We start from the raw sequence: 23,064 nt of genomic DNA, 5'->3' as shown, positions 1-23,064 counted from the left end.
ATTGAACCTAGGAGTCAGTTTTGATCAAAGTTAATTTAAAATGCAGTCTTTTCACGCAAAATTGAAATTTTCTCAAGTCTTTCTTATAGGAAGTTACTAACACTCGCGTTACAATATGGCCGAAATTTAGTTTCAAACCAACTTGTATTATCTCAATCAGGAGAAAACGGATGTTTACACGTGATATGAATATAGCTGACTATGATGCAGAATTATGGGCAGCAATGACACAAGAAGTAACTCGTCAGGAAGATCATATCGAGCTTATTGCTTCAGAGAACTATACAAGCCCACGCGTAATGGAAGCTCAAGGCTCTCAGCTTACTAATAAGTATGCTGAAGGCTATCCGGGCAAACGCTACTATGGCGGTTGTGAGTATGTTGATATTGCTGAGTCTTTAGCAATCGAACGTGCTAAGCAATTGTTTGGTGCTGATTATGCGAATGTACAACCACACTCTGGTTCACAAGCCAATGCTGCTGTTTATATGGCATTAGTTAAACCAGGTGATACTGTACTAGGCATGAGCCTTGCTCATGGTGGTCATTTAACACACGGTGCAAGCGTAAGCTTCTCGGGTAAAATCTACAATTCTGTTCAGTACGGCATCAACCCTGAAACGGGTGAACTTGATTACGCTGAAGTTGAAGCGTTAGCAATTGAACATCAACCAAAAATGATTGTTGCTGGTTTTTCTGCATACTCTGGTGTTGTTGATTGGGCTAAATTCCGCGAAATTGCTGATAAAGTAGGTGCTTACCTATTCGTTGATATGGCACACGTTGCAGGCCTAGTTGCTGTTGGTCTATATCCAAACCCAATGAAACATGCACACGTTGTTACAACAACGACGCATAAAACATTAGGTGGTCCACGTGGTGGTCTTATCCTTGCGCAAGCAGACGAAGTGATTGAGAAAAAATTAAACTCAGCAATCTTCCCTGGTGGTCAAGGCGGTCCTTTAATGCACGTTATCGCTGCTAAAGCGGTTGCATTTAAAGAAGCGATGGAACCAGAATTTGCGGTTTACCAACAAAATGTACTTGATTGTGCGAAAAGCATGGTTGCAGTATTACAAGAACGTGGTTTCAAAATCGTGTCTAACGGTACTGAAAACCACCTGTTCTTAGTTGATCTGATTGGCAAAGAATACTCAGGTAAAGACGCCGATGCGGCACTGGGTAATGCACATATCACAGTAAACAAAAACTCTGTACCTAACGATCCGCGTTCACCATTTGTTACATCAGGTCTACGTATCGGTACACCAGCACTGGCTCGCCGTGGTATCCCAGCTGATAAAGCGGGTGAGCTTGCAGGTTGGATGTGTGACGTATTAGATAACATCGGTAATGAAGATGTAGCGGCAACGGTACGTGCTAACGTACAAGCGCTATGTGCCGACTATCCTGTTTATAAATAGCCGGTTTATAAACAGGCTATATACAGGTAATTAAATGTGTAGACCTCAAGGTCTATGAACTTTGATTACAGTATGAACCGTAAATGCTACTTAGCTTGAAGTAAAGTTTTAAGTTGGTCATTTACGGTTTTTTTATGCCTAAAAATCAAGGCATTTACCATGCATAATACCACCTCATACCCAAAATCATGCTATTTTCATGCTTTTTTATTGCCTCAGGATCATATGATCAGCCGTTAGTTTCATGAACAGCTATTAATCTAGTTTCATAGACCAAGGATGGGAAATATGATGAATAAATTGCTACTGATAAATGTATTAAAAGCTATACCCCAGCAACTAGGTAAAAGGATGTGCATTGCAGTATTTACTGTTGTGGTAAGTGGTTGTAGCTCAGTTGACGTATTAACTAAAACTGAAAATGGTGCTTCTTATGAATATCAGCTTGGTCAGTTTGAAACGATAGAAGTAGTTGATATGGCAAAGGAACATTGTGGTAAATATGGTAAAAATGCAGAACTAACTAATCGTTATTCTGATGCTAATCGTGTATATAGTACACTTATATTTAACTGTTCTTAACATTTTTGTAATCTCGAATTCGGATAAATAACTGTGAAGTCCGCAGGGTTAATATAATGTGATAGTTTTAAATAACCCCTGTTGGTGTTAACATGTGTGTAACATTTTGTTCTGTTTTGCGGTTAGGACAATAAATAAATACTTGGGAATGAATGCTCAAGTTTAAGCAATGGATAGGGTGAGGTATAAGGGATGATGCTGAATTCAAAAGGTAATTATAAGCGTTTATTATTAGCGTTAATATGCGGCTCGGTGAGCTTTTCAACAGTTGCTAAAGTATATAGTTGGCGAGATGCCGATGGTGCGATGCATTATAGCCAGTTCCCACGTCAAATAGTGGAAAAAAATGCGGCGCAAAGTCGAGCTAGTCGTAAATACGCTGATATGAATGACGTCGTCAACAATTTATCTCCAGCCAAAAAAGTAAATAATTTACTGGATGGTCTTGATGATATAATTGCCAATGCCAACGTTGAGCGTCAAATTGACAAGGTACTCACGCGTCGAAATCCTCAGCTGGTGTTAATTGAACAACAACTCGCCCGTCAGCAAGCGCAGCAGCAAGCATTACGTGTAGCTAAATACGAAGCGTTTAAAGTACAGCAAGCGCTTGTCGCAGCTGCTAATATTGTTGAAGAAAATAACAAAGTAAAACAAATATTCGCTAAAAATAGCTTTATGGCTGGGATCCACAGGCGTGTTTACGGCAATATCGATACTAAAAGCAATGATGTAGCTCAACCTATCTTGCCTACGCAGTTAGCGTTAACATCATCCCAAGCGTTAAACAGCATTGCAAATGTGGAAATAAAGCAACCGCGTAAAGTGACAAATACATTTTTAGCGGCTATCCAAAACAAGTTAAAGCGTAAGCATTCTTTGGGGCGTAGTGTGGAAGCAATCCAACCTGCAAAGAAACTGCAATCAGCCCCTACTTATATTGTTGAACCTGTTGAAGCTATCACAGTGACTGCATCTATGGTTGCCGTTAAAACGCCATTGATTGAGCAAACTGACGTATTAAAACTTAGAGAGCTAAAATCTGAAGGGCTAAAACCAGTCGTTGCATCGCGATCGATAGCGAAGGTGTCGCGTAAGGCACAATCAAAACCCCACAACGCTTTCCTAGCGGGTATTAAAAAGAAATTAAATCGTAACAATGAAACACATGTTATTGCTGAACCCGTGCTCCTTGCGCGTCAAAATAAATCGTTGGTTGAGAGACAACCTTCTGCTGACAAGTTGAACGTGACACCTGAGCAAGTTCAGAATAAATTCTTGGTCGAAATAAATAAAAAGCTCTTCCGAACGCATTTAGCCATGGATAAGAGTGGGACTGGTATCACTCCAGTAGCTGAATTAGTTAAATCTAATACTGATATTAATGCTAAGCGTCATCGTACCACGACAGTGAAAAATAAAGAGTTAACACAGGGGGCTGATCAGATTAAAGCGATTGAAAATGCAATTAGCAGCCGTAGTGAATCAAACAAAGTAACAACGCCATCAGTAAAGCAAGTTAATTCGGCGTTAATGCTAAGTAGATTAAGCTATAATCACAAGGCGCGTTTACCGCTGTCGGGTGCGGGAACCAACCAACTTGCTCGGCAAGATATTGTAGCCTCAAGTCAGTTTGTCAATGAAGTGAACCGTAACGCTGAGTAAGCGTGAAGTAAATTTAGGTTGGTTTTTATCTCATTAAAGTAGAGATTAAAAACCGACTGATTATTCAACAATTTGTTAACTTATTTATTAATTCCACTAAATTACCTGCACTTTTCTGTACCCGCCAGCTGTTTAACGATAGACTCAGAATAATATTATTCAATAGGATTGTTTATGTTCTGTCCATTTTGTTCAGCGACTGAAACTAAAGTTATCGACTCTCGTCTTGTGGCTGAAGGCCATCAGGTGCGTCGTCGCCGTGAGTGTTCGAAATGTCATGAACGTTATACTACCTTTGAAACTGCAGAGTTAGTGATGCCTCGCATCATTAAAACGGATGATACACGTGAACCTTTTAACGAAGATAAACTCGTTAGTGGTATTTATCGTGCGTTAGAAAAACGTCCGGTTGCCGCAGAGCAGATTGAACTTGGTATTAATCAGATCAAATCGAGTTTAAGAGCCACTGGTGAGCGTGAAATCGAATCAAGTTTTGTGGGTGAATTGGTGATGAACGTATTGAAAAAGCTCGATAAAGTGGCTTATGTTCGGTTCGCTTCTGTTTATCGTTCTTTTGAAGATGTAAAAGAATTTAATGAAGAAATCGCCAAACTCGACAAATAATCTGTTATCTGAGCCCTCATTGATTATGCCAAACAAATCACGTGCTGAGTTAGACCTGCTATTGGAAGAGATAGTTTCAATTAGTCAGTTCAATGATACTGACCATTTACATATGCAACGTGCGATCGCACTTGCACAAAAAGGCCGTTTTACCACGGCACCGAATCCAAATGTTGGTTGTGTGCTCGTTAAAGCTGATAACGTCATCGGAGAAGGTTTTCATTTACGCGCAGGTGAAGCGCATGCAGAAATTCATGCTTTAAATGCCGCAGGTGATGATGCCCAAGGTGCTAGTTGTTATGTGACACTCGAACCATGTAGCCACTATGGGCGTACACCGCCTTGCGCAGCAGCCTTGGTTAATGCGAACGTCAATGAAGTCGTTATTGCCATGGTCGATCCGAATCCGCAAGTGGCGGGTAAGGGCATTGCCATATTAATTGCCGCGGGTATTAAGGTTCGAGTGGGGCTGTTATCAGCGCAATCCCATGCCTTGAATCCTGGATTTATCTTACGAATGCGCGAACAACGTCCTTTTGTACGTCTAAAAATGGCGGCAAGCTTAGACGGGCGTACAGCATTGAAAAACGGTGAGAGCAAATGGATCACCGGTCCTGCTGCACGGTCTGATGTACAAGTATACCGTGCTCAAGCCAGTGCAATTTTATCCACCGCCAGTACGGTTATTATCGACGATGCGTCACTCAATGTCCGTTATAGCGAATTAGGTGCAAGCCAAGCAGACTATCCGTTAGACCATGCAGATAAGCCGTTAGACCATGTAGAGAAGCCATTAATTCAAGCTGCGTGTGCATTAACTCAGTCTCTCCAGTCACAACTTCGTCAGCCAATTCGCGTAGTATTAGATAATCATCGTCGACTAGATACGTATCTTGCTAAAGCTGGTGGTGAATTGAAGCTATTTTCACAGCCTGGTAAGATACTATTAGTTAATGGCGTTAAAGATAGAGTTAATGGCGCGACTAAGCATGCTTCTACAGAACAGTTATTGGTGAATGAATCGGTATCACGAATTGAAATTGAGCAAGATAGTCACCATAACATAGATCTAAACCAGTTAATGACGACGCTAGCCCAGCTGAATATTAATGATCTGTGGGTTGAAGCGGGTGCAACACTCGCTGGTGCGTTACTTGAAAATAAGCTGGTGGATGAAATAATTATTTATCTGGCCCCTAAGCTGATGGGTGATAGTGCCAGAGGACTAGCAGTATTAAGCGAGCTAACTGACATGGCGCAAGTGCCTACATTTAGCTTTACCGATATCACGCAGATTGGTGACGATCTTCGCATTACAGTAAAACCGGAATACTAATGTTTACAGGAATTATAGAAACCGTGGGTACGCTCACAGGTTTAACCCCTAAAGGGGCTGATGTGAGCATCACTGTTGATAGTGGTGATCTTGATTTAAGTGATGTTAAACTTGGCGACAGTATCGCGACCAATGGCGTATGCCTGACTGTTGTTGAATTACTCGGCAATGGTTACCGCGCGGATGTGTCATTAGAAACGATCAAACGCTCTGGTTTTGCGCATTACCGTATTGGTGATAAGGTTAACTTAGAAAAAGCGTTAACCTTAAGCACGCGTTTAGGTGGTCACTTAGTCAGTGGCCATGTCGATGGCGTAGCCGAGATTGTTAAGATCAGTAAACTTGGTCGTGCGACTGAGTATTGGTTACAAGCACCGAATGAACTAGCCCGTTATATTGCCGAAAAAGGCTCAATTACTATTGATGGTATCAGCTTAACTATTAATGAAATTGACGGCGCTAAATTCAAATTGACGATCGTACCGCATACTGCATTAGAAACAACGATAGAAAGTTATGTAGTCGGTCGTAAAGTTAACTTAGAAGTAGATGTGATTGCCCGTTATTTAGAACGGATCATGCTAGGTGATAAAGCGGCTGAATCAAGCCGCCCTGAACAAGGTATCACTATGGATTTTCTTGCGAGTAATGGATTTTTAAAGTAAAACATCTATTCACGATCAGTTTTTAATTGTTATAAAAGGGCTATGAGCATGGCACTAAGTCGTATTGAAGATATTATTGAAGACATCCGCCTAGGTAAAATGGTTATCTTGATGGATGATGAAGATCGCGAGAATGAAGGCGATCTGATCATGGCGGCTGACAAAGTAACGCCAGAAGCGATTAACTTTATGGCGACGCACGGTCGTGGGTTGATTTGTCTGACCTTAACCAAAGACCGTGTAGCGAAACTGCAACTGCCTTTGATGGTTCAAGACAATACGGCGCAATTCTCAACTAACTTCACCGTTTCGATTGAAGCGGCTGAAGGCGTTACCACCGGTATTTCTGCAACCGACCGTGCGGTGACAATTTTATCTGCCGTTGCAGGTGATGCAAAACCTGCTGATATTGTGATGCCGGGGCATATTTTCCCACTGGCAGCGCAAGACGGTGGTGTACTAACACGCGCTGGTCATACTGAAGCGGGTTGCGATCTTGCTCGTCTAGCGGGTTGTGAACCAGCTGGTGTGATTGTTGAGATCTTAAAAGATGACGGTGAAATGGCGCGTCGTCCAGATCTGGAAATCTTTGCTGAAAAACACGGTCTCAAATTAGGCACCGTGGCTGATTTAATTGAATACCGTAATGGCAATGAAACTACCATTGAGCGTGTCGCTGAATGTAAATTACCGACAGAATACGGTGATTTTGATTTGGTGACTTACCGCGATACCATTGATAACCAAGTTCACTATGCCTTACGCAAAGGTGAGGTTGTTGCTGAGCAGCCAACATTGGTACGTGTGCATGTACAAAATACCATGACCGATATTTTGCATACCGACCGAGCGAGCAAGATCTCATGGACATTGGCTGATGCAATGGCGCGTATCGGTGAAGATGGTGGCGTAATGGTTATCTTAGGCAATGAAGAAAACTCCCTTGATATCATTGAAAAAGTGAAACAATTTGCCAAAGAAGATAAAGGCGAAACACAGCCAAAAGCAAAATGGCAGGGTACGTCACGCCGTGTTGGTGTGGGTTCACAAATTTTAGCTGATATGGGCGTGTCTAAGATGAAGCTATTAAGCTCAGACAAACGTTACCATTCACTATCTGGCTTTGGTCTAGAAGTTGTCGAATATATCTCTAAATAAGTTTTAGCGATAGTCGTAGAATAAGTTTGCTTGCTGGCGAAAGCTTGGTACAATCCGAGCCCTTTCGTCAGCCGATTCATAATAATTAAAATTGGCCGTAAAATTACGCGCCGTGATATAGGATTTGTACACATGAAAGTTATCGAAGGAAATATTCCTGCTCCAGAAGCAAAAATTGCAATTGTAATCTCTCGTTTTAACAGCTTCATCAATGAAAGTTTGTTAGCGGGTGCTATCGATTCATTAAAACGTTTTGGCCAAGTTAGCGAAGACAACATCACTATTGTGCGAGTTCCTGGTGCTGTAGAATTACCGCTTATCACTAAGCGTGTAGCTGCGACAAAACAGTTTGATGCAATTATTGCTTTAGGTACGGTAATTCGTGGTGGTACACCACATTTTGAATTCGTAGCTGGCGAATGTAATAAAGGTCTTGCTCAAGTTGCAATGGACTATGATATTCCTGTCGCATTTGGTGTGTTAACTACTGACACCATTGAGCAAGCAATTGAGCGTGCTGGTACCAAGGCTGGTAATAAAGGGTCGGAGGCTGCTCTAAGTGCACTTGAAATGGTCAATGTTTTGCATCAAGTTGATGTATTATTGGAGAAAAAATGAAACCTTCGGAACGTAGTAAGGCACGTCAGTTTGCCACACAAGCAATTTATCAATGGCAAATGACACAAGAAACTGTCGCAAATATTGAACACCAATTTGTAACAGATCAAGATTTTAGTGGCACAGATGCAACTTATTTCCGTGAGTTGATATTAGGCGTAAGCTTACATTCTGCTGAACTTGATGAGTTAATGAGCCCATTCCTATCTCGTCCTTTGAATGATTTAGACTTGGTTGAGAAAGCGATTTTACGTCTTTCTACATTTGAGCTGCTAAAGCGTCAAGATGTACCTTATAAAGTTGTGATCAATGAATCTATCGAATTAGCGAAAGACTTTGGTGCTGAAGATAGCCACAAATTCGTTAACGGCGTATTAGATAAAATTGTAAGTAAATTGCAATTACGTTTGAAAAAATAATTTAATTATTTTCTTCAATACAAAAAAGCTAGCACAGGTTGCTGGCTTTTTTTATGCCTAAAATTCACTCTCTAGGCATTAATTAACAATACAATAAGGTCTTAATTAAACATACAATTAGACCTTAATTAAAAGTACAATAGCCACATTAATGGCAACCTATACCCAAGTTACTTCAAGATGCTATATCAGAGACTAGTTTGGATATAATAATGGAAACAGCAGTACTATGGCGACAGGCGAGTTTGATTTAATTGGACAATATTTTACGGATAGATCGGTTCCTCGTGACGATGTCATAACGGGGATCGGTGATGACTGTGCCATTCTGTCAGTGCCTGCTGGTAAGCAATTAGTGGTGACCACAGATACTATGGTCAGTGGTATTCACTTTCTTAGCGATGCCAACCCTGCGGATATCGCCCATAAGCTGGTAGCCGTGAACATCAGTGATATAGCCGCTATGGGCGGTCAACCCGCTTGGGCCTCATTAGCATTAACCTTACCGAGTTTTGATAGTGCATGGCTAAGCGCATTCAGTGATAGCTTACATCGGCAATTACATCGTTATGGTGTCAGCCTTATCGGCGGAGATACCACTAAAGGTAACATGACCTTGACGCTAACCTTACAAGGCTTTGTTGAGCACGGTAAAGCGCTGCCAAGGCACGGTGCCAAAACCGGTGATTTGATTTACTGCAGTGGCAGTATTGGTGACGCTAATGCAGGATTAAAACTATTAATTGATGCCAATAACCGTACAGACCTTCATCCAGAGAATAGCGATGAAGCATTATTAACGAAGAACGACAAAGATTATTTAATTGCTCGTCATCAACGTCCAACGGCAAGAGTCAGCACCGGCCAAGCCTTGGTTGGTATTGCGAACAGCTGCATCGACCTCTCTGATGGATTGGCGTCAGATTTAAAACATATACTTAACGCATCAAGTCGTGTGTGTGGTGTTGCGCTATCGGCAAATATTGAACTCTCTGCATTACCGCTATCAACCGCATTGCAAACGTATGTAAGTAAAGCGCTATGGCCACAGTATGCACTTGCTGGTGGTGATGATTATGAATTACTATTTACCGTATCGCCAGAACATAAAACACAACTGGAAGAAGTAATGGCTGCGCATTATTTACCTTATACGCATATTGGTGAGATAGTCAGTGCTGGACAATCGGAACAAATAGAAGTAGAAAAAATAGAACAACAAATTAATTATTTTAATGATAAGCAATTAACGACGCTCGCTTTACAAGGATGGGACCACTTCCAATGAAAAAAGATTTTTTATCGCCAGAACTACAAAAATTAAACTACGCTAATCCAGTGCATCTAGCGGCCGTTGGCTTTGGTAGTGGTTTGTTACCGAAAGCGCCTGGCACGATGGGCACGCTTGCGGCTATCCCGCTATATCTACTCATGACCAGTGTATTCGAGTTAGGCTTATGGCAATACATTGCTATTGTTGCGTTAGCATCTGTTATTGGGGTATATATTTGCGCAAGTGCCAGTAAAGCCATGGGCGTGCATGATCACGGTGCCATTGTTTGGGATGAAATAGCCGGTTATGGCATTACTATGATTGCGGCGCCGCAAGGTTGGATGTGGGTTATCCTTGGTTTTGCACTGTTTCGATTTTTTGATATTGTAAAACCGGGCCCGATTGGTTGGTTAGATAAAAATACCCACGGTGGTTTTGGTATCATGATTGATGATGTACTGGCTGGTATCTTTGCTTTGTTAGGTGTTCAGTTGTTAGCGTGCTTAATTCTGTAAAGTATTTTTTGCAGATTTTTTAGCTGTAATTGCGCCAGTGTTGAGTGTTATAACGATTCATTTAAATGATTAAGTGGATATGATGAAGTAATACCCTGAATATTCAGGGTATTACTTCCGTTGTTTTTCAAAAGTTAGAACTGTAAGCCTGTTGTATTTTCGGGCTATTTCTGTAGTCGTTGGTAATCAGCGACTATTTTTGAATTAATAACTTATTTGATAATCATGTACTAACTCTCAAATTGAGAGATAAGTCGTTCCAAATGGAGTGATGATTGTTGTAATCGCTCACAAGCAGCTGCAGTAGTTTGACTATCTTGGGCTGTTTTATCACTAATATCATTAATATCGATGACATTTTGGTTTATCTCACCGATGACAACGGATTGTTCTTCAGTCGCCGTCGCTACTAACGTACTTAAATCAGAAATAGTCGTCATATTTTCAGTGATAAGGTTAAGATGTTCACCCGTATCAGAAATGGATTTAATACTGTCATCACTGCGTTTACTGCCACGGTCGATGGCATTTACAGCTTCTGCTGAATTATTCTGCAGTTGAGTGATCATTTTTTGAATTTCATTCGTCGATTCATTCGTACGTTGTGCCAGCGTGCGTACTTCATCTGCGACAACTGCAAATCCGCGCCCCTGTTCTCCGGCGCGTGCAGCTTCGATTGCTGCATTTAAGGCCAGCAAATTGGTCTGCTCAGAAATACCCTTAATTACTTCAAGGATTGATCCTATTTCCTTGCTACTTTGCGCTAAGCTATTAATCACACTACTGGCATCTTCAATTTCGACAGCAAGTTGCTGCATCGTATTGATGCTGTTGTGAACGACTTGTTGGCCTTGCTGAGTTTCTTGATAGCCCGCCGCGGTCGATGTTGAAACATCATTAGCATTGCTTGCTATCTCTGTAATTGTTACCGTTATTTGTTCGATAGCGGTAACAACTTGTAGTGTGCGTGTGCGTTGTTCTTCTACATTTTTAGCACTGTTTTGGCTTAAGGTTTTAACGGTGTCAATATCGATATGTAATTCACTACTCGACTTTGCTACGTCATTAATAAGACTTTGTATTTTATGAATGAACTTGTTGAATGCTATGGCTAATTCGCCTGCTTCATCGTAATCATTCTCTTCTAAACGTAGTGACAGATTACCGTTACCTTGGGTAAATTGTAGTAATGAATCAGTGACTTGTTGAATTGGACTTAAGAATACACCAACAAAGTACCAAGCAATAATAAGGAGGCAAATAGCCACTGCGATTGTGATTAAGAGTATCTTGGTTAGCATGTCATTGAGTTGGTCTATTTGAGCTGTATTATGACCTATAATATCAGTTGTCATCTGATAACTGAGTGACATGGTAATTATGGCGGTGAGGGCGATGGCAATAATAGTGCCAAGCATTATTCTATATTTAATTTTCGTACGTATGCGCATCTTTATAACTCCATAACTCTAAATTGGTATTTATATGGATTATATTATCAGCTGAAAAACAAATAAAGTAATTACTCTATTTTAGGAAGTGTGGACTACACGAGTTTATTTACATGCATAGCCCACCCTTTATACAAGACTTAGGGTGAGATATGATGTGGGTGTTATAATGTAATGAAAGTTCTTATACTCGCTTCAATACCGACATCATCTAAACCTAATTCAGCATAGATCTCATCTTGGGTACCTTGGTGAATAAACTTATCTGGCAGACCTAAGTTTAATGTTGGTGTCATTAACTTATTTGCCATCAAGTATTCGTTCACACCAGAACCGGCACCGCCCATGATCGCACCATCTTCGATAGTGACTAAGATATCATGGCTATTCGCCATCTTAGTTAACAATGCTTCATCTAATGGTTTGGCAAAGCGCATATCAACAACCGTTGCATTTAAACGTTCAGCGGCTGGCATCGCATTATGCATTAAGGTACCGAAACATAAGATTGCTACTTTCTCACCTTGACGACGAACGATACCTTTACCGATTTCAAATTCTGTAAATGCTTGCTCAACGTCAATACCAGTGCCACTACCACGTGGATAACGTACTGCGGCAGGGCCATTGTACTGGTAACCTGTATGCAGCATTTGACGACATTCATTTTCGTCACTTGGTGTCATTATCACCATTTTAGGAATACAGCGCATAAAGCTAATATCAAACGCACCCTGGTGAGTTTGACCATCTGCACCCACGAGACCTGCACGGTCAATGGCAAATAATACCGGAATGTCCTGAATGGCCACATCGTGGATCAGCTGATCATAACCGCGTTGTAAAAACGTCGAGTAGATAGCAACCACAGGTTTATGACCACCAATGGCAAGACCTGCGGCGAACGTTACACAGTGCTGTTCAGCAATGGCCACATCAAAATATTGTTTTGGATAAGTTTCAGAAAACTTGATCATACCCGAGCCCGCGCCCATTGCTGGTGTGACTGCAGCAAGTTTCTTATCGGTTGCCGCTACATCACATAACCAATTACCAAATATCTTGGAAAAGGTTGGTTTTGATGGGGCCGCTACCGGCAATGTATCTTCTGCTGGGTTAAATTTAGGTACTGCGTGATAGCCAAGCTGATCTTGCTCGGCAGGCGCATAACCTTTGCCTTTTTTGGTGATCACATGTAAGAACTGTGGGCCTTTAAGGTTGCGCATATTACGCAGTGTTTCAACCAAGCCATTGACATCATGGCCGTCAATTGGACCGATATAGTTAAAACCAAACTCTTCAAATAATGTGCTCGGTACGACCATGCCTTTTAAATGTTCTTCGGCGCGACGCGCAAGTTCCTTAATTGGCGGAATACCGGAGAGTACTTTTTTACCGTTTTCACGGAAACTTGAGTAAGCAACACCCGACAATAATTTTGCTAAGTGTTTATTTACCGCGCCGACATTTTCAGAAATAGACATATCGTTATCATTTAAAATAACCAGTACGTCTTTGTCGATATGGCCAGCATGGTTTAACGCTTCAAATGCCATGCCACCCGTGATCGCACCATCACCAATAATAGCGACCGTTTTACGGTTTTTATCTTCTTGGTCGGCTGCAACAGCAAGACCAAGTGCCGCGCTGATTGAGGTTGATGAGTGACCGACATTGAGGTGGTCATATTCACTTTCATCTCGCCAAGGGAACGGGTGTAAACCGCCTTTCTGGCGGATCGTAGACATACGATCACGACGACCGGTTAAAATTTTGTGTGGGTAGGCTTGATGACCCACATCCCATAACAATTTGTCGTATGGGGTATTGTAGACATAATGCAGGGCAACTGTTAGTTCTACAACGCCTAAACCAGAAGCAAAGTGACCGCCACTTTTACCTACCGTGTGTAGTAAATAACTACGCAGTTCATCACATAAGTCATCGAGACGATCTGCTGGTAATTGACGCAACTCTTCTGGGATGTCTGCTAATGCCAATGTAGGGTAATTCGAAATATCTAAGCTCATAATTTTTATAATTTTATACTTTGTTAGAATCAGTTATTTATTTCGCTCGATGATGTACTGCGTAAATAAAGCGAGAACGGTCGTATCATGCGGAATTGTTTCTAAGGCGAATATCGCTTGTTGATACAGGGCTTGGGCTTTTTCTTGCGCCCCAGCTAAACCGAGTAATGCCGGGTATGTTGATTTATTTAATTCAACATCTGAACCTTGAGGTTTACCGAGCGTTTCAGTATCACTGATTATATCGAGAATGTCATCTTGTACTTGGAATGCTAAACCAATGGCATTTGACCATTTATCCAGAGAGGCTAATAATTCAACCGAACAAAGGGGGGATGCGAGGCAACCCAGTCTAGCTGCACAATTGATTAATGCACCGGTTTTATTATTATGGATAGCTTCAAGTTGGGTCAGCGAGATCTGTTTATCGGTCGCGGCTAAATCCATTGCTTGACCCCCACACATACCACTATAGCCACTGGCTTGGGTGAGTGATTTTAACATGGCTAAACGATTTTTTTCTGCTTCTGGGGCAAGCGTGCAATCGAGTAATATTTCAAATGCAAAAGGTTGCAGCGCATCACCGGCTAAGATCGCGGTAGCATGATCGAATTTAATATGACACGTCGGTTGACCACGGCGTAAATCATCATCGTCCATTGCGGGTAAATCATCATGAATTAATGAATACGCATGAATAGATTCGATTGCGGCAGCTGGACCATCCAGATCAGCTAGATCAACCCCCAACATTGCCCCGATAGCATAGACAATTACAGGGCGAACGCGTTTACCACCTTGTAGCAGCCCATACTCCATTGCTGCTGCAAGTTGGGTGTCATGTGTTGGTAGTAAGTTTATTTGCTGTTGCAAATAGTCGTTGATACGACCCTGATAAAGGGCCATCGAGTTAGAAAGCTGCACTATTTAATTACTACTGTCAGAATTGAAGGGGGCAAGTATTTGCTGGTCACCGTTGGCGAGTAATATGGCTACTTGCTGTTCAGCATGCTGAAGCTTTTGTGAGCTAGCGCGTGTTAAGCTAATGCCGCGTTCAAATTGCTTTAACGCATTATCAAGTTCACAATCACCTTGCTCTAAACTGTTCACTATTGCTTCTAGCTCTGTAATAGATGCCTCGAATGTCATGTTTTCTGGTTTTTTTACCGCCATCGGGTGTCCCTCTGATAATATACTCGGTTATTATACCCAAGTTAATAAGGTATATACAGCTTAACTGTGAGATGACGGTAATAAGCAAGGTAAGATTGCTTAAGAATTTTGTTTGCGTGCCGATATATCTGGGAATATGATAGCTAGATAATAACTTGAGATGGGGAATGTTGTGGATTTAGCAACTTTAATAGGATTGGTTGGCTCGTTTGCGTTTATTTTTATGGCGATGCTCATGGGTGGCGAGCTCAGCATGTTTATGGATACGCAATCGGTATTGATTGTATTTGTTGGCTCACTGTTTGTGGTATTGATGCATTTTAATTTTGGTCAGTTTTTAGCAGCGTCTAAAATTGCAGTTAAAGCATTTATGTTCAAAATCGACAGACCGGAAGATTTAATCGAACAAGCTGTAGAAATGGCGGATGCAGCGCGTAAAGGTGGTTTTTTAGCGCTTGAAGAAGCAGACGTAAGTAACGCATTTATGCAAAAAGGCATCGATTTATTAGTGGATGGTCATGATGCTACTGTCGTTAGCCAAACTTTGCAAAAAGATATTAAGCTCACTACTGCACGTCATAAAGCCGGTATTCATATCTTTAGTATGATTGGTGAAGTAGCCCCTGCGATGGGGATGATTGGTACCTTGATTGGTCTGGTGGCGATGTTATCAAACATGGATGACCCGAAATCGATTGGTCCGGCAATGGCGGTTGCCTTGTTAACGACGTTATACGGCGCTGTGTTTGCCAATATGATTGCGATCCCAATTGCGGGTAAATTGAAATTGCGTTCTGAAGAAGAGATGCTGAACAATACCCTGATTATGGATGCAATTTTAGGTATACAAGAAGGTCGAAATCCAAGAGTCATCGAAAGCTTATTAAAGAATTACCTTAATTCATCCAAACGTGCGATAGCAGATACTGACGTTTAGTTAGCTGAATAAGTAGAGAGATAACCTATGTCAGATGAATGTGATTGCCCACCCCCGGGGCTCCCCGCGTGGATGGGAACATTTGCCGATTTAATGAGCCTGTTAATGTGCTTTTTTGTATTACTGTTGTCATTTTCAGAAATGGATGTGGTTAAGTTTAAGCAAATTGCGGGTTCGATGCAGTATGCTTTTGGTGTACAAAATCAGATTGAGGTAAAAAATATACCGAAAGGCACCACCGTCATAGCCCAGGAATTTCGTCCTGGTCGCCCGGACCCAACGCCGATTGAAACGATTATGCAGCACACCATTGATAGTAGCGAAGCTGAGTTAGATTTTAAAGATGGTGAAGATCAAAATGCGGGGGGGAAGAATAAACTCGCCGAGGACAGTAATGGCGGTAAATCACCAGAAACCTCTACCCGTGATAATACCCCAACACAAAATGTAGAAGTGACGGAAGATACCAGTGAATTAGTCAAAGTACTGGCTGAGGCGCTCAAAGAAGAAATCGACAGTGGTGGTGTCGAGGTGGAAAATTTGGGCCAGCAAATCATTATTCGTATTAATGAAAAGGGCTCCTTCCCTTCGGGATCAGCATTTTTACAACCGCGTTTTCGTCCTGTGATCCAAAAAATAGCACAGCTATTAGCGACGATCCCGGGCATTATTACCATTGCCGGACATACGGGTAAAGAGCAATTATACTCTGAACTCTATCGGTCGAAATGGGACCTGTCGAGTCAGCGTGCCGTTTCGGTTGCCCATGAGATGTTAAAGGTTGAAGAATTCACTGAGAATCGCTTAATTGTACAAGGCATGGCAGATACCCAACCGTTAACCGATGACGAAAATGAATTACGCCGTAACCGCCGTGTTGAAATCAGCATCATGCAGGGTAAAGCTAAATTATCAGCGCCGATAAGTGTAATGGCTGATAACTAGTTCACGTATACCCAAGCTAGTCTCTGATAGAGCATCTTAACTAGTTTGGGTATATAACGTCATGTGGTGAGCCTTTTACCAGTTCAATCATCTGACTCAGCTATTTGCTTCATTGCGCGCCAGCCTTTTCCGGGCTAAATCGCATAATGCGCTAATTTGCTGGGTGCTGAAATATTGGTTATTTCCTTGGCATTCACCATTACCGTCAATGCTAAAATTAGGCGGCGAATTTCGCAATATAAACGTTTTCTTACGCGCTTTTCGCTGCGCTTCGGTGAGGTACTGCTCGGCTGTTTGTGCTATTTGTTGTTGACGTTCTGTCGGTGATAAGTCGGCATCGAGTTTTGCTATTGTTAGCATATATCGATCATAATTAATTTCCGGACCAAACATGGCATTCGTTTCTGTTATCGAGAATATTTTTTCTCGCATGTCCTGACGATCTTGCATTAATGTTTCAACGGTTTGTAAGGTATCACTCCTATCTGTATTACTGTCATTATAGTTCAGGGTATCCAGCTCGGGTAAATCTTGCAGTGTCGCGTTCTGCGCATGAAAATCTCTCATCTGTTGCTTATAATCTACGTACTTAGCTAATAACACTAACGCTTGCTGCGCCGCGGGTTGTGGGTAAGCCTGCTGAATATATTGCTGCATGCTGATAAGCAGTTCTTCAGGGCTTAAGTCACCATCAGAACTAAAAAAATAATCAAATAATACTTTGATATCATGATTTAAGAGCAGCTGGTTATCATCATCAGTGTGGATCAAGCTACTTGGGTCAGTATTATGCAGTGATTTTGGCATGTTAATGTTAGCCAAAGGCACTATATCTGTGACTGTAGTATTGGTTTTTTTGCGTAATATAATTGACGATGTGAAGCTTGCTTGCTGCTCTGTATCGATAATATGGTCGGTTATATGGTGTGTTGATTTACCGCTCGATGAATTGTCGCCAGACAATTTGTTATCAGCCTCTTTATTATCAGACAAGTAGATCCCGCTGGCACTGATAATAAAGAGGCTGATAATAGCCGCCGATTTTTTGATGTTATGCATTATTACACCCTGATAAAAGACCAAAACAGCGCTCATTTAAGCTTTGGCCTGTGAAAATAAATAGCCGTTACAAACCTTGCTGTGCAAGCATATTGGCATGTTTGGTGTAAATGGCTGGAATGTTTAATTTCCAACTGCCTAATCCCATTAACTGATTGATCGCATCAAAATGATTAGCGTTATAATCAAGTTTGATGACTTTACCAATCGCTTGACCACAAACGGGTACTAAACCATCCCATTTAAAACCACCTTCTTCTTTGTAATCAGGTACAAACAGCCCAAATATGGGTACTAACATTGAATCAAGCGGATCTAGGACATTAGTGCTGTATTGGTTACCACCCCAAGAGAAAAATTTAATGCCATTTGATTCCGTCTGGCCATAGAATGCCGGGTCTACTTCGCCCTGTTCACCGTTATTAATGGTCATACAGTCCTGAGTCGGCATCACCGCCATGTCGGTATAATCGGCAGCGTATTGCGCTACTTTCTCACGATTTGTCGCTTGGGCAAGGCGTAATAAATCCTGCTGACCACGTGCAGAACTATCATAATCACCGTCAGCTGCATCTTCTTTAGCAGACAATAATTCGAGGGTGTTAAATACAAAATTAATGACTGGTACGCCGAGTTTTTCGATGGTACTGCCTTCTTCAACCGTATCTCTGAACCCTTCAGAAAAGTGCGTGCCTTTATTCATTGCATGAGAGGTTGATACTGATGCAATACGATCGGTAAGGCGCTCGTCATTGGCGGCAAAACGTGAGGCGAGGGCACCTTGACTGTGGGCGATAAGATTGACTTTGTCAGCGCCAGTTAATGCTAATATTTGCTCGATATCATAAACCAACTCTTCACCACGTACTTCGTTAAGCTCGGCACTCGACAGGTTTGTCACATATACCTCGGCACCTTGTTCGCGTAGCGCATCGGTAATGCCGTACCAATAATCAATGCCCATGGCACTATCAAATGCAAACGCGCCACCCACCATCACAATCGGATATTGGGTTTTTGCAAAGGTAGGCTCAGGTTTATCAAACCAACCCGCATTCGCTTGTGTGGTCATTAACATCGTGCTTGAGATAGCGGTTGCAAGCGCTAATTTTTTGAAGTTCCATTTCATTTTTTTATCCTTTGTAAACCAATAGGACAGGTTGTCTCGATTGGTTTGTTGAGCATATAAGTTCATTTTGGAGGTTGTCAATAGTTGTTGACTTTCGTTTCTGAAACAAACCGAAAGCGTGAATCCTCTCACATTAACGTCTGTTTTAGCCATTGATTCAGCAGGTTAGTACTCAGCCATAAGTATTAATACCGTCATATAATTGAGCATATGTTCCAATGGGGGGAGATTAAGTCCATTAGCGTCACATTTAGATACTAAATCTTATGTATTGACGTATTCTAGGTTTTAACGGTTGTCGATTGATGATAGTTTAGAATATATAGCAATTAAATGAATTAATTGTTACTGTGAAGACTACTCCTTTAGAGATGTTTGATATTTTAATGCAACAAAAATTGAAATATAAAACAAATTTAAAGGTTATGGATGTAATTGTCGTACTGGAGTTGTACATGTTAAAAAATAAAATCACCCGCACCTTATTGGTTGCCACTAGTCTATCTCTTACCTTAGCTGCTTGTAGCGATAAGCCCGAAGAAAAAACCGTGGTGAAAAAATCACCGGATGCATCTGCTAGCACTGAAATTAAATTAGCGAAAGTTCAAGAGCTAGTGCGTGGCAATGGTGCCGAAGTATCCTCTTTGGACCCGCATAAATCTGAGGGTGTACCTGAATCACATGTTATTCGTGATCTATTAGAAGGTTTGGTGAACCAAGATCGTGATGGCAATACCATTCCCGGTGTTGCTGAAAGTTGGGAAACCAAAGATAACAAAACATTTACCTTCCATCTGCGTCAAGATGCAAAATGGTCCAATGGTGATCCGGTAACGGCGGATGATTTTGTATATAGCTTCCAGCGCGCTGTTGATCCAAATACGGCATCGCCTTATTCATGGTATCTTGAAATGACAACCATGAAAAATGCGGCAGATATTATTGCGGGCAAGAAAGACAAATCGACTCTGGGCGTGAAAGCGTTAGATACACATACCTTAGAAATTAATCTTGAAAGCCAAATCCCATATTTTGTGATGATGATGGGCCATACCACGATGAAGCCTGTACACAGAGCTACGATTGAAAAATTCGGTGAGAAATGGACTAAACCAGGTAATTTTGTTGGTAATGGTGCATTTGTAGTAAGCAACTGGGTGGTGAATGAGCGTATTGAACTGGTTCGCAATGAACAGTATTGGGATAATGCCAATACCAAGCTAACAAAAGTAACTTTCCTACCGATTGAAAGCCAAATAGCAGAAATGAATCGTTTCCTTTCTGGTGAAATTGATATAACAGATGAACTTCCCAATGAGCATTTCCCTAATCTAAAAAAAGAGCATCCTGAATCTCTGGCAATTAAAGGTAATCTTTGTACTTATTATTATAATTTTAATACCCATAAGCCGCCATTTAATGATGTTCGCGTACGTAAAGCGATTTCATACAGCATTGACCGTGATATCATCGTCAACGCTATTATTGGTCAAGGTCAAAAACCAGCTTATTTCTTGACGCCTGAAATTGTGGCTAACTTTAGTCCTGAACTGCCTGCCTACGGTAAAATGACTCAAGATGAGCGTAATACCAAAGCTAAAGCATTGCTGGAAGACGCGGGTTATAATGCCGAAAACCCATTGAAGTTCAGCCTGCTTTATAATACCGATGATAATCACAAGAAGATTGCTGTGGCAATATCTTCAATGTGGAAGAAGAACTTAGGTGTTGAAGTAACGCTTGAAAACCAAGAATGGAAAACTTACCTAGAATCGAAAAAACAAGGTGACTTTGAAGCCGCTCGTGCAGGTTGGTGTGGTGATTATAATGAAGCGTCGACCTTTACATCGCTGATGGAAGGAAAAAATACCACTGGTGGCATCCACTATAAGAGTGCTGAATACGACAAACTCACAGCAGATGCCCTTCGCGCTACGTCTGAAGAGCAACGTCAGGCACTTTACTACGCACAAGAAGCCCTTCTCGCAAAAGATATGCCAATCGCTCCAATCTATCAGTATGTTAAAGCCCGTCTAGTTAACCCACATGTTGGTGGCTACGCGAAGAACAACGCTGAAGACAAACTTTATTCTAAAGATATGTACATCATCGCAGAATAAATACCTCTTGTAAGATCGTACTGCATGCAGACAGTTGCATGCAGTATTTTGTTACATTGAAATTATCATAGATTGAGTGAGATTATGCTTAAATTCATTTTAAAACGTATTTTGGAAGCAATACCGACTATGTTGGTATTGATCACCATTTCTTTTTTCCTGATGCGTTTCGCCCCTGGGAGTCCATTTTCAAGTGAAAGAACGCTGCCGCCACAAGTCATGGCAAATATTAACGCTAAGTACGGTCTTGATAAACCTGTGCTTGAGCAATACCTGACTTACCTTACCAATGTGATTCAAGGTGACTTGGGTCCTTCTTTTAAATACAAAGATTTTACCGTTAATGAACTGGTTGCTTCGGCATTACCGGTATCAGCAAAAATCGGCGCGTTCGCTTTTATATTCGCACTGATATTCGGTGTTTTCGTTGGTACGATGGCCGCATTGCGGCAAAATACGTGGTTAGACTACAGTATTATGTCAACCGCGATGATCGGGGTGGTACTGCCTTCCTTTGTACTCGCGCCTGGCCTTATTTATCTTTTCTCTATTGATCTTGGCTGGTTCCCTGCTGGTGGTTGGTTAGATGGCTCGCTGAAATATATGGTGTTACCTGTATTGGGTATGTCGATGTTATATGTTGCTACTTTCGCGCGTATTACCCGCGGTAGCATGATTGAAACCATGAACAGTAATTTTATTCGTACTGCGCGTTCTAAGGGGCTAAGTTACCCGCATATCGTGATGAGACATGCATTAAAACCAGCCATGTTACCGGTTGTGTCATATATGGGCCCGGCATTTGTGGGCATTATCACCGGCTCGGTGGTGATTGAAACCATTTTTGGTTTACCAGGTATTGGTAAGTTGTTTGTTAACGCGGCGTTTAACCGTGATTATTCCTTAGTGATGGGCGTGACCATTTTGATTGGTTTCTTATTCATCTTATTTAATGCAATCGTTGATATTTTACTTGCTTATATCGATCCAAAAATTCGCTACTAAGGGACTAGGTATGTTATCTAAAACAGAAAAAATAGAAGCGTTAACCAACTTCTCGACAAATTTGGAAATTGAAGGCCGCAGTTTGTGGCAAGACGCCCGCATTCGTTTTATGCGTAACAAAGCCGCCATGGTGAGTTTATGTATTTTATGCTTAATCACCTTGTCGGTTATTTTTGTACCTATGCTTAGCCAGCATGCTTTTGATTATACCAACTGGTATGCGCTACACCAACCACCTTCCTGGGAGCACCTATTTGGTACCGACAGTCTTGGTCGTGACCTGTTTGTGCGTACCTTTATCGGTGGTCGAATTTCGATGATGGTAGGTGTGATGGGCGCATTAGTCGCGGTCGTCATCGGTACCCTATATGGCGCTGCATCCGGTTTTATCGGCGGTAAAACCGACCGTGTGATGATGCGTATTCTTGAGATCCTGTACGCCATTCCATTTATGTTCCTAGTGATTGTATTAGTGACCTTCTTTGGTCGTAACATTGTCTTAATTTTTGTGGCGATTGGTGCCATTGCCTGGTTAGACATGGCGCGTATTGTTCGTGGTCAAACCTTAAGTTTACGCAATAAAGAGTTTATCGAAGCGGCGCGAGTGTGTGGTGTGAGCCAATGGGGCATTATTACCCGTCATATTGTGCCTAACGTATTAGGTATTGTAGCGGTGTATTCAACGCTGTTGATCCCAAGTATGATCTTAACGGAATCATTTTTAAGTTTCCTCGGTCTTGGCGTGCAAGAGCCAATGACCAGTTGGGGAGCCTTATTACAAGAAGGGGCACAAACCATGGGAATTGCAATTTGGCAATTAGCGTTCCCAGCTGCATTTATGGTGTTAACACTGTTTTGCTTTAACTATGTTGGCGACGGTCTACGTGATGCGTTGGACCCAAAAGATAGATAAATTAAAAAATAGATAGCCCACCA

The 23,064-nt window shown here is 41.6% G+C and carries 22 protein-coding genes; 16 read left to right on the top strand and 6 right to left on the bottom strand.

Annotation, left to right across the window (positions count from 1 at the left end):
• Window positions 1-170 precede the first annotated feature (170 nt).
• The 11 genes from glyA to HRT96_RS09620 all read left to right on the top strand — a co-directional run bounded on the left by glyA (window position 171) and on the right by HRT96_RS09620 (window position 10,279).
• A complete protein-coding gene (gene glyA / locus HRT96_RS09670) occupies window positions 171-1,424 on the top strand; it encodes a serine hydroxymethyltransferase (RefSeq protein ID WP_293155578.1) in 1,254 nt (417 codons plus the stop codon).
• Between the two features lie 288 nt (window positions 1,425-1,712).
• Window positions 1,713-2,006, top strand: a complete 294-nt coding sequence (locus tag HRT96_RS09665; RefSeq protein ID WP_293155575.1) for a hypothetical protein — start codon at window positions 1,713-1,715, stop codon at window positions 2,004-2,006.
• A 192-nt stretch (window positions 2,007-2,198) separates the two neighbouring features.
• Entirely contained in the window at window positions 2,199-3,671 is a 1,473-nt protein-coding gene (locus tag HRT96_RS09660; protein WP_293155572.1) for a DUF4124 domain-containing protein, read from the top strand.
• Window positions 3,672-3,845: 174 nt separating this feature from the next.
• The gene (nrdR, locus tag HRT96_RS09655; protein ID WP_293155569.1) at window positions 3,846-4,295 is read left to right on the top strand and encodes a transcriptional regulator NrdR; all 450 of its coding nucleotides are present in this window, start codon (window positions 3,846-3,848) and stop codon (window positions 4,293-4,295) included.
• Window positions 4,267-5,631 (top strand): bifunctional diaminohydroxyphosphoribosylaminopyrimidine deaminase/5-amino-6-(5-phosphoribosylamino)uracil reductase RibD, encoded by a 1,365-nt coding sequence (gene ribD, locus HRT96_RS09650; RefSeq protein WP_293155566.1) that lies wholly within the window; start codon window positions 4,267-4,269, stop codon window positions 5,629-5,631. Before nrdR ends, ribD begins: the two co-directional genes overlap by 29 nt.
• Window positions 5,631-6,296 (top strand): riboflavin synthase, encoded by a 666-nt coding sequence (locus HRT96_RS09645; RefSeq protein WP_075471982.1) that lies wholly within the window; start codon window positions 5,631-5,633, stop codon window positions 6,294-6,296. Before ribD ends, HRT96_RS09645 begins: the two co-directional genes overlap by 1 nt.
• Before the next feature lie 48 nt (window positions 6,297-6,344).
• The gene (ribBA, locus tag HRT96_RS09640; RefSeq protein ID WP_293155556.1) at window positions 6,345-7,454 is read left to right on the top strand and encodes a bifunctional 3,4-dihydroxy-2-butanone-4-phosphate synthase/GTP cyclohydrolase II; all 1,110 of its coding nucleotides are present in this window, start codon (window positions 6,345-6,347) and stop codon (window positions 7,452-7,454) included.
• A gap of 132 nt (window positions 7,455-7,586) precedes the next feature.
• Window positions 7,587-8,072, top strand: coding sequence for a 6,7-dimethyl-8-ribityllumazine synthase (gene ribE, locus HRT96_RS09635; RefSeq protein WP_293155553.1), 486 nt, complete (start codon window positions 7,587-7,589; stop codon window positions 8,070-8,072).
• A complete protein-coding gene (gene nusB / locus HRT96_RS09630; protein WP_293136909.1) occupies window positions 8,069-8,491 on the top strand; it encodes a transcription antitermination factor NusB in 423 nt (140 codons plus the stop codon). Before ribE ends, nusB begins: the two co-directional genes overlap by 4 nt.
• A 229-nt stretch (window positions 8,492-8,720) precedes the next feature.
• A complete protein-coding gene (gene thiL / locus HRT96_RS09625; protein ID WP_293155550.1) occupies window positions 8,721-9,779 on the top strand; it encodes a thiamine-phosphate kinase in 1,059 nt (352 codons plus the stop codon).
• Window positions 9,776-10,279, top strand: coding sequence for a phosphatidylglycerophosphatase A (locus HRT96_RS09620; RefSeq protein ID WP_293155548.1), 504 nt, complete (start codon window positions 9,776-9,778; stop codon window positions 10,277-10,279). Before thiL ends, HRT96_RS09620 begins: the two co-directional genes overlap by 4 nt.
• Before the next feature lie 230 nt (window positions 10,280-10,509).
• Here the strand turns inward: HRT96_RS09620 and HRT96_RS09615 are convergent, their stop codons facing one another.
• The 4 genes from HRT96_RS09615 to HRT96_RS09600 all read right to left on the bottom strand — a co-directional run bounded on the left by HRT96_RS09615 (window position 10,510) and on the right by HRT96_RS09600 (window position 14,933).
• On the bottom strand, window positions 10,510-11,730 hold the full coding sequence (locus tag HRT96_RS09615; RefSeq protein WP_293155546.1) for a methyl-accepting chemotaxis protein: 1,221 nt from the start codon (window positions 11,728-11,730) through the stop codon (window positions 10,510-10,512).
• 164 nt (window positions 11,731-11,894) lie between these two features.
• Entirely contained in the window at window positions 11,895-13,760 is a 1,866-nt protein-coding gene (gene dxs, locus HRT96_RS09610) for a 1-deoxy-D-xylulose-5-phosphate synthase (protein ID WP_293155543.1), read from the bottom strand.
• A 33-nt stretch (window positions 13,761-13,793) separates the two neighbouring features.
• Complete coding sequence (gene ispA / locus HRT96_RS09605; protein WP_293155540.1) at window positions 13,794-14,684, bottom strand: (2E,6E)-farnesyl diphosphate synthase; 891 nt, start codon at window positions 14,682-14,684, stop codon at window positions 13,794-13,796.
• A 3-nt stretch (window positions 14,685-14,687) separates the two neighbouring features.
• The gene (locus tag HRT96_RS09600; protein WP_293155537.1) at window positions 14,688-14,933 is read right to left on the bottom strand and encodes an exodeoxyribonuclease VII small subunit; all 246 of its coding nucleotides are present in this window, start codon (window positions 14,931-14,933) and stop codon (window positions 14,688-14,690) included.
• 172 nt (window positions 14,934-15,105) lie between these two features.
• Between HRT96_RS09600 and pomA the strand changes: the two genes are divergently transcribed.
• Window positions 15,106-15,870, top strand: coding sequence for a flagellar motor protein PomA (gene pomA, locus HRT96_RS09595; RefSeq protein WP_293155534.1), 765 nt, complete (start codon window positions 15,106-15,108; stop codon window positions 15,868-15,870).
• Window positions 15,871-15,897: 27 nt separating this feature from the next.
• Window positions 15,898-16,815, top strand: coding sequence for a flagellar motor protein MotB (locus HRT96_RS09590; protein ID WP_293155532.1), 918 nt, complete (start codon window positions 15,898-15,900; stop codon window positions 16,813-16,815).
• A 96-nt stretch (window positions 16,816-16,911) separates the two neighbouring features.
• Here the strand turns inward: HRT96_RS09590 and HRT96_RS09585 are convergent, their stop codons facing one another.
• A complete protein-coding gene (locus tag HRT96_RS09585; RefSeq protein ID WP_293155530.1) occupies window positions 16,912-17,874 on the bottom strand; it encodes a lipase secretion chaperone in 963 nt (320 codons plus the stop codon).
• Window positions 17,875-17,941: 67 nt separating this feature from the next.
• Window positions 17,942-19,003, bottom strand: coding sequence for an alpha/beta fold hydrolase (locus tag HRT96_RS09580; RefSeq protein WP_293155527.1), 1,062 nt, complete (start codon window positions 19,001-19,003; stop codon window positions 17,942-17,944).
• 455 nt (window positions 19,004-19,458) lie between these two features.
• Here HRT96_RS09580 and HRT96_RS09575 point away from each other — a divergent pair, with 455 nt between their 5' ends.
• The 3 genes from HRT96_RS09575 (at window position 19,459) to oppC (ending at window position 23,041) form a co-directional block, all read left to right on the top strand.
• Window positions 19,459-21,123, top strand: a complete 1,665-nt coding sequence (locus HRT96_RS09575; protein ID WP_293155524.1) for an ABC transporter substrate-binding protein — start codon at window positions 19,459-19,461, stop codon at window positions 21,121-21,123.
• A gap of 84 nt (window positions 21,124-21,207) precedes the next feature.
• Complete coding sequence (gene oppB, locus HRT96_RS09570; RefSeq protein WP_293155520.1) at window positions 21,208-22,128, top strand: oligopeptide ABC transporter permease OppB; 921 nt, start codon at window positions 21,208-21,210, stop codon at window positions 22,126-22,128.
• A gap of 10 nt (window positions 22,129-22,138) precedes the next feature.
• Window positions 22,139-23,041 carry an oligopeptide ABC transporter permease OppC gene (gene oppC / locus HRT96_RS09565; RefSeq protein ID WP_293155517.1) on the top strand — a complete coding sequence of 301 codons (903 nt, stop codon included), beginning with the start codon at window positions 22,139-22,141 and terminating at the stop codon, window positions 23,039-23,041.
• The last annotated feature ends 23 nt before the right edge of the window (window positions 23,042-23,064 follow it).

Origin of the sequence: Moritella sp. (assembly GCF_013215705.1) — a bacterium.
In the GTDB taxonomy this organism is placed as follows: domain Bacteria; phylum Pseudomonadota; class Gammaproteobacteria; order Enterobacterales; family Moritellaceae; genus Moritella.
Note: the sequence above shows the minus strand (reverse complement) of the source record. Positions and strands in the feature narration are given on the sequence as shown.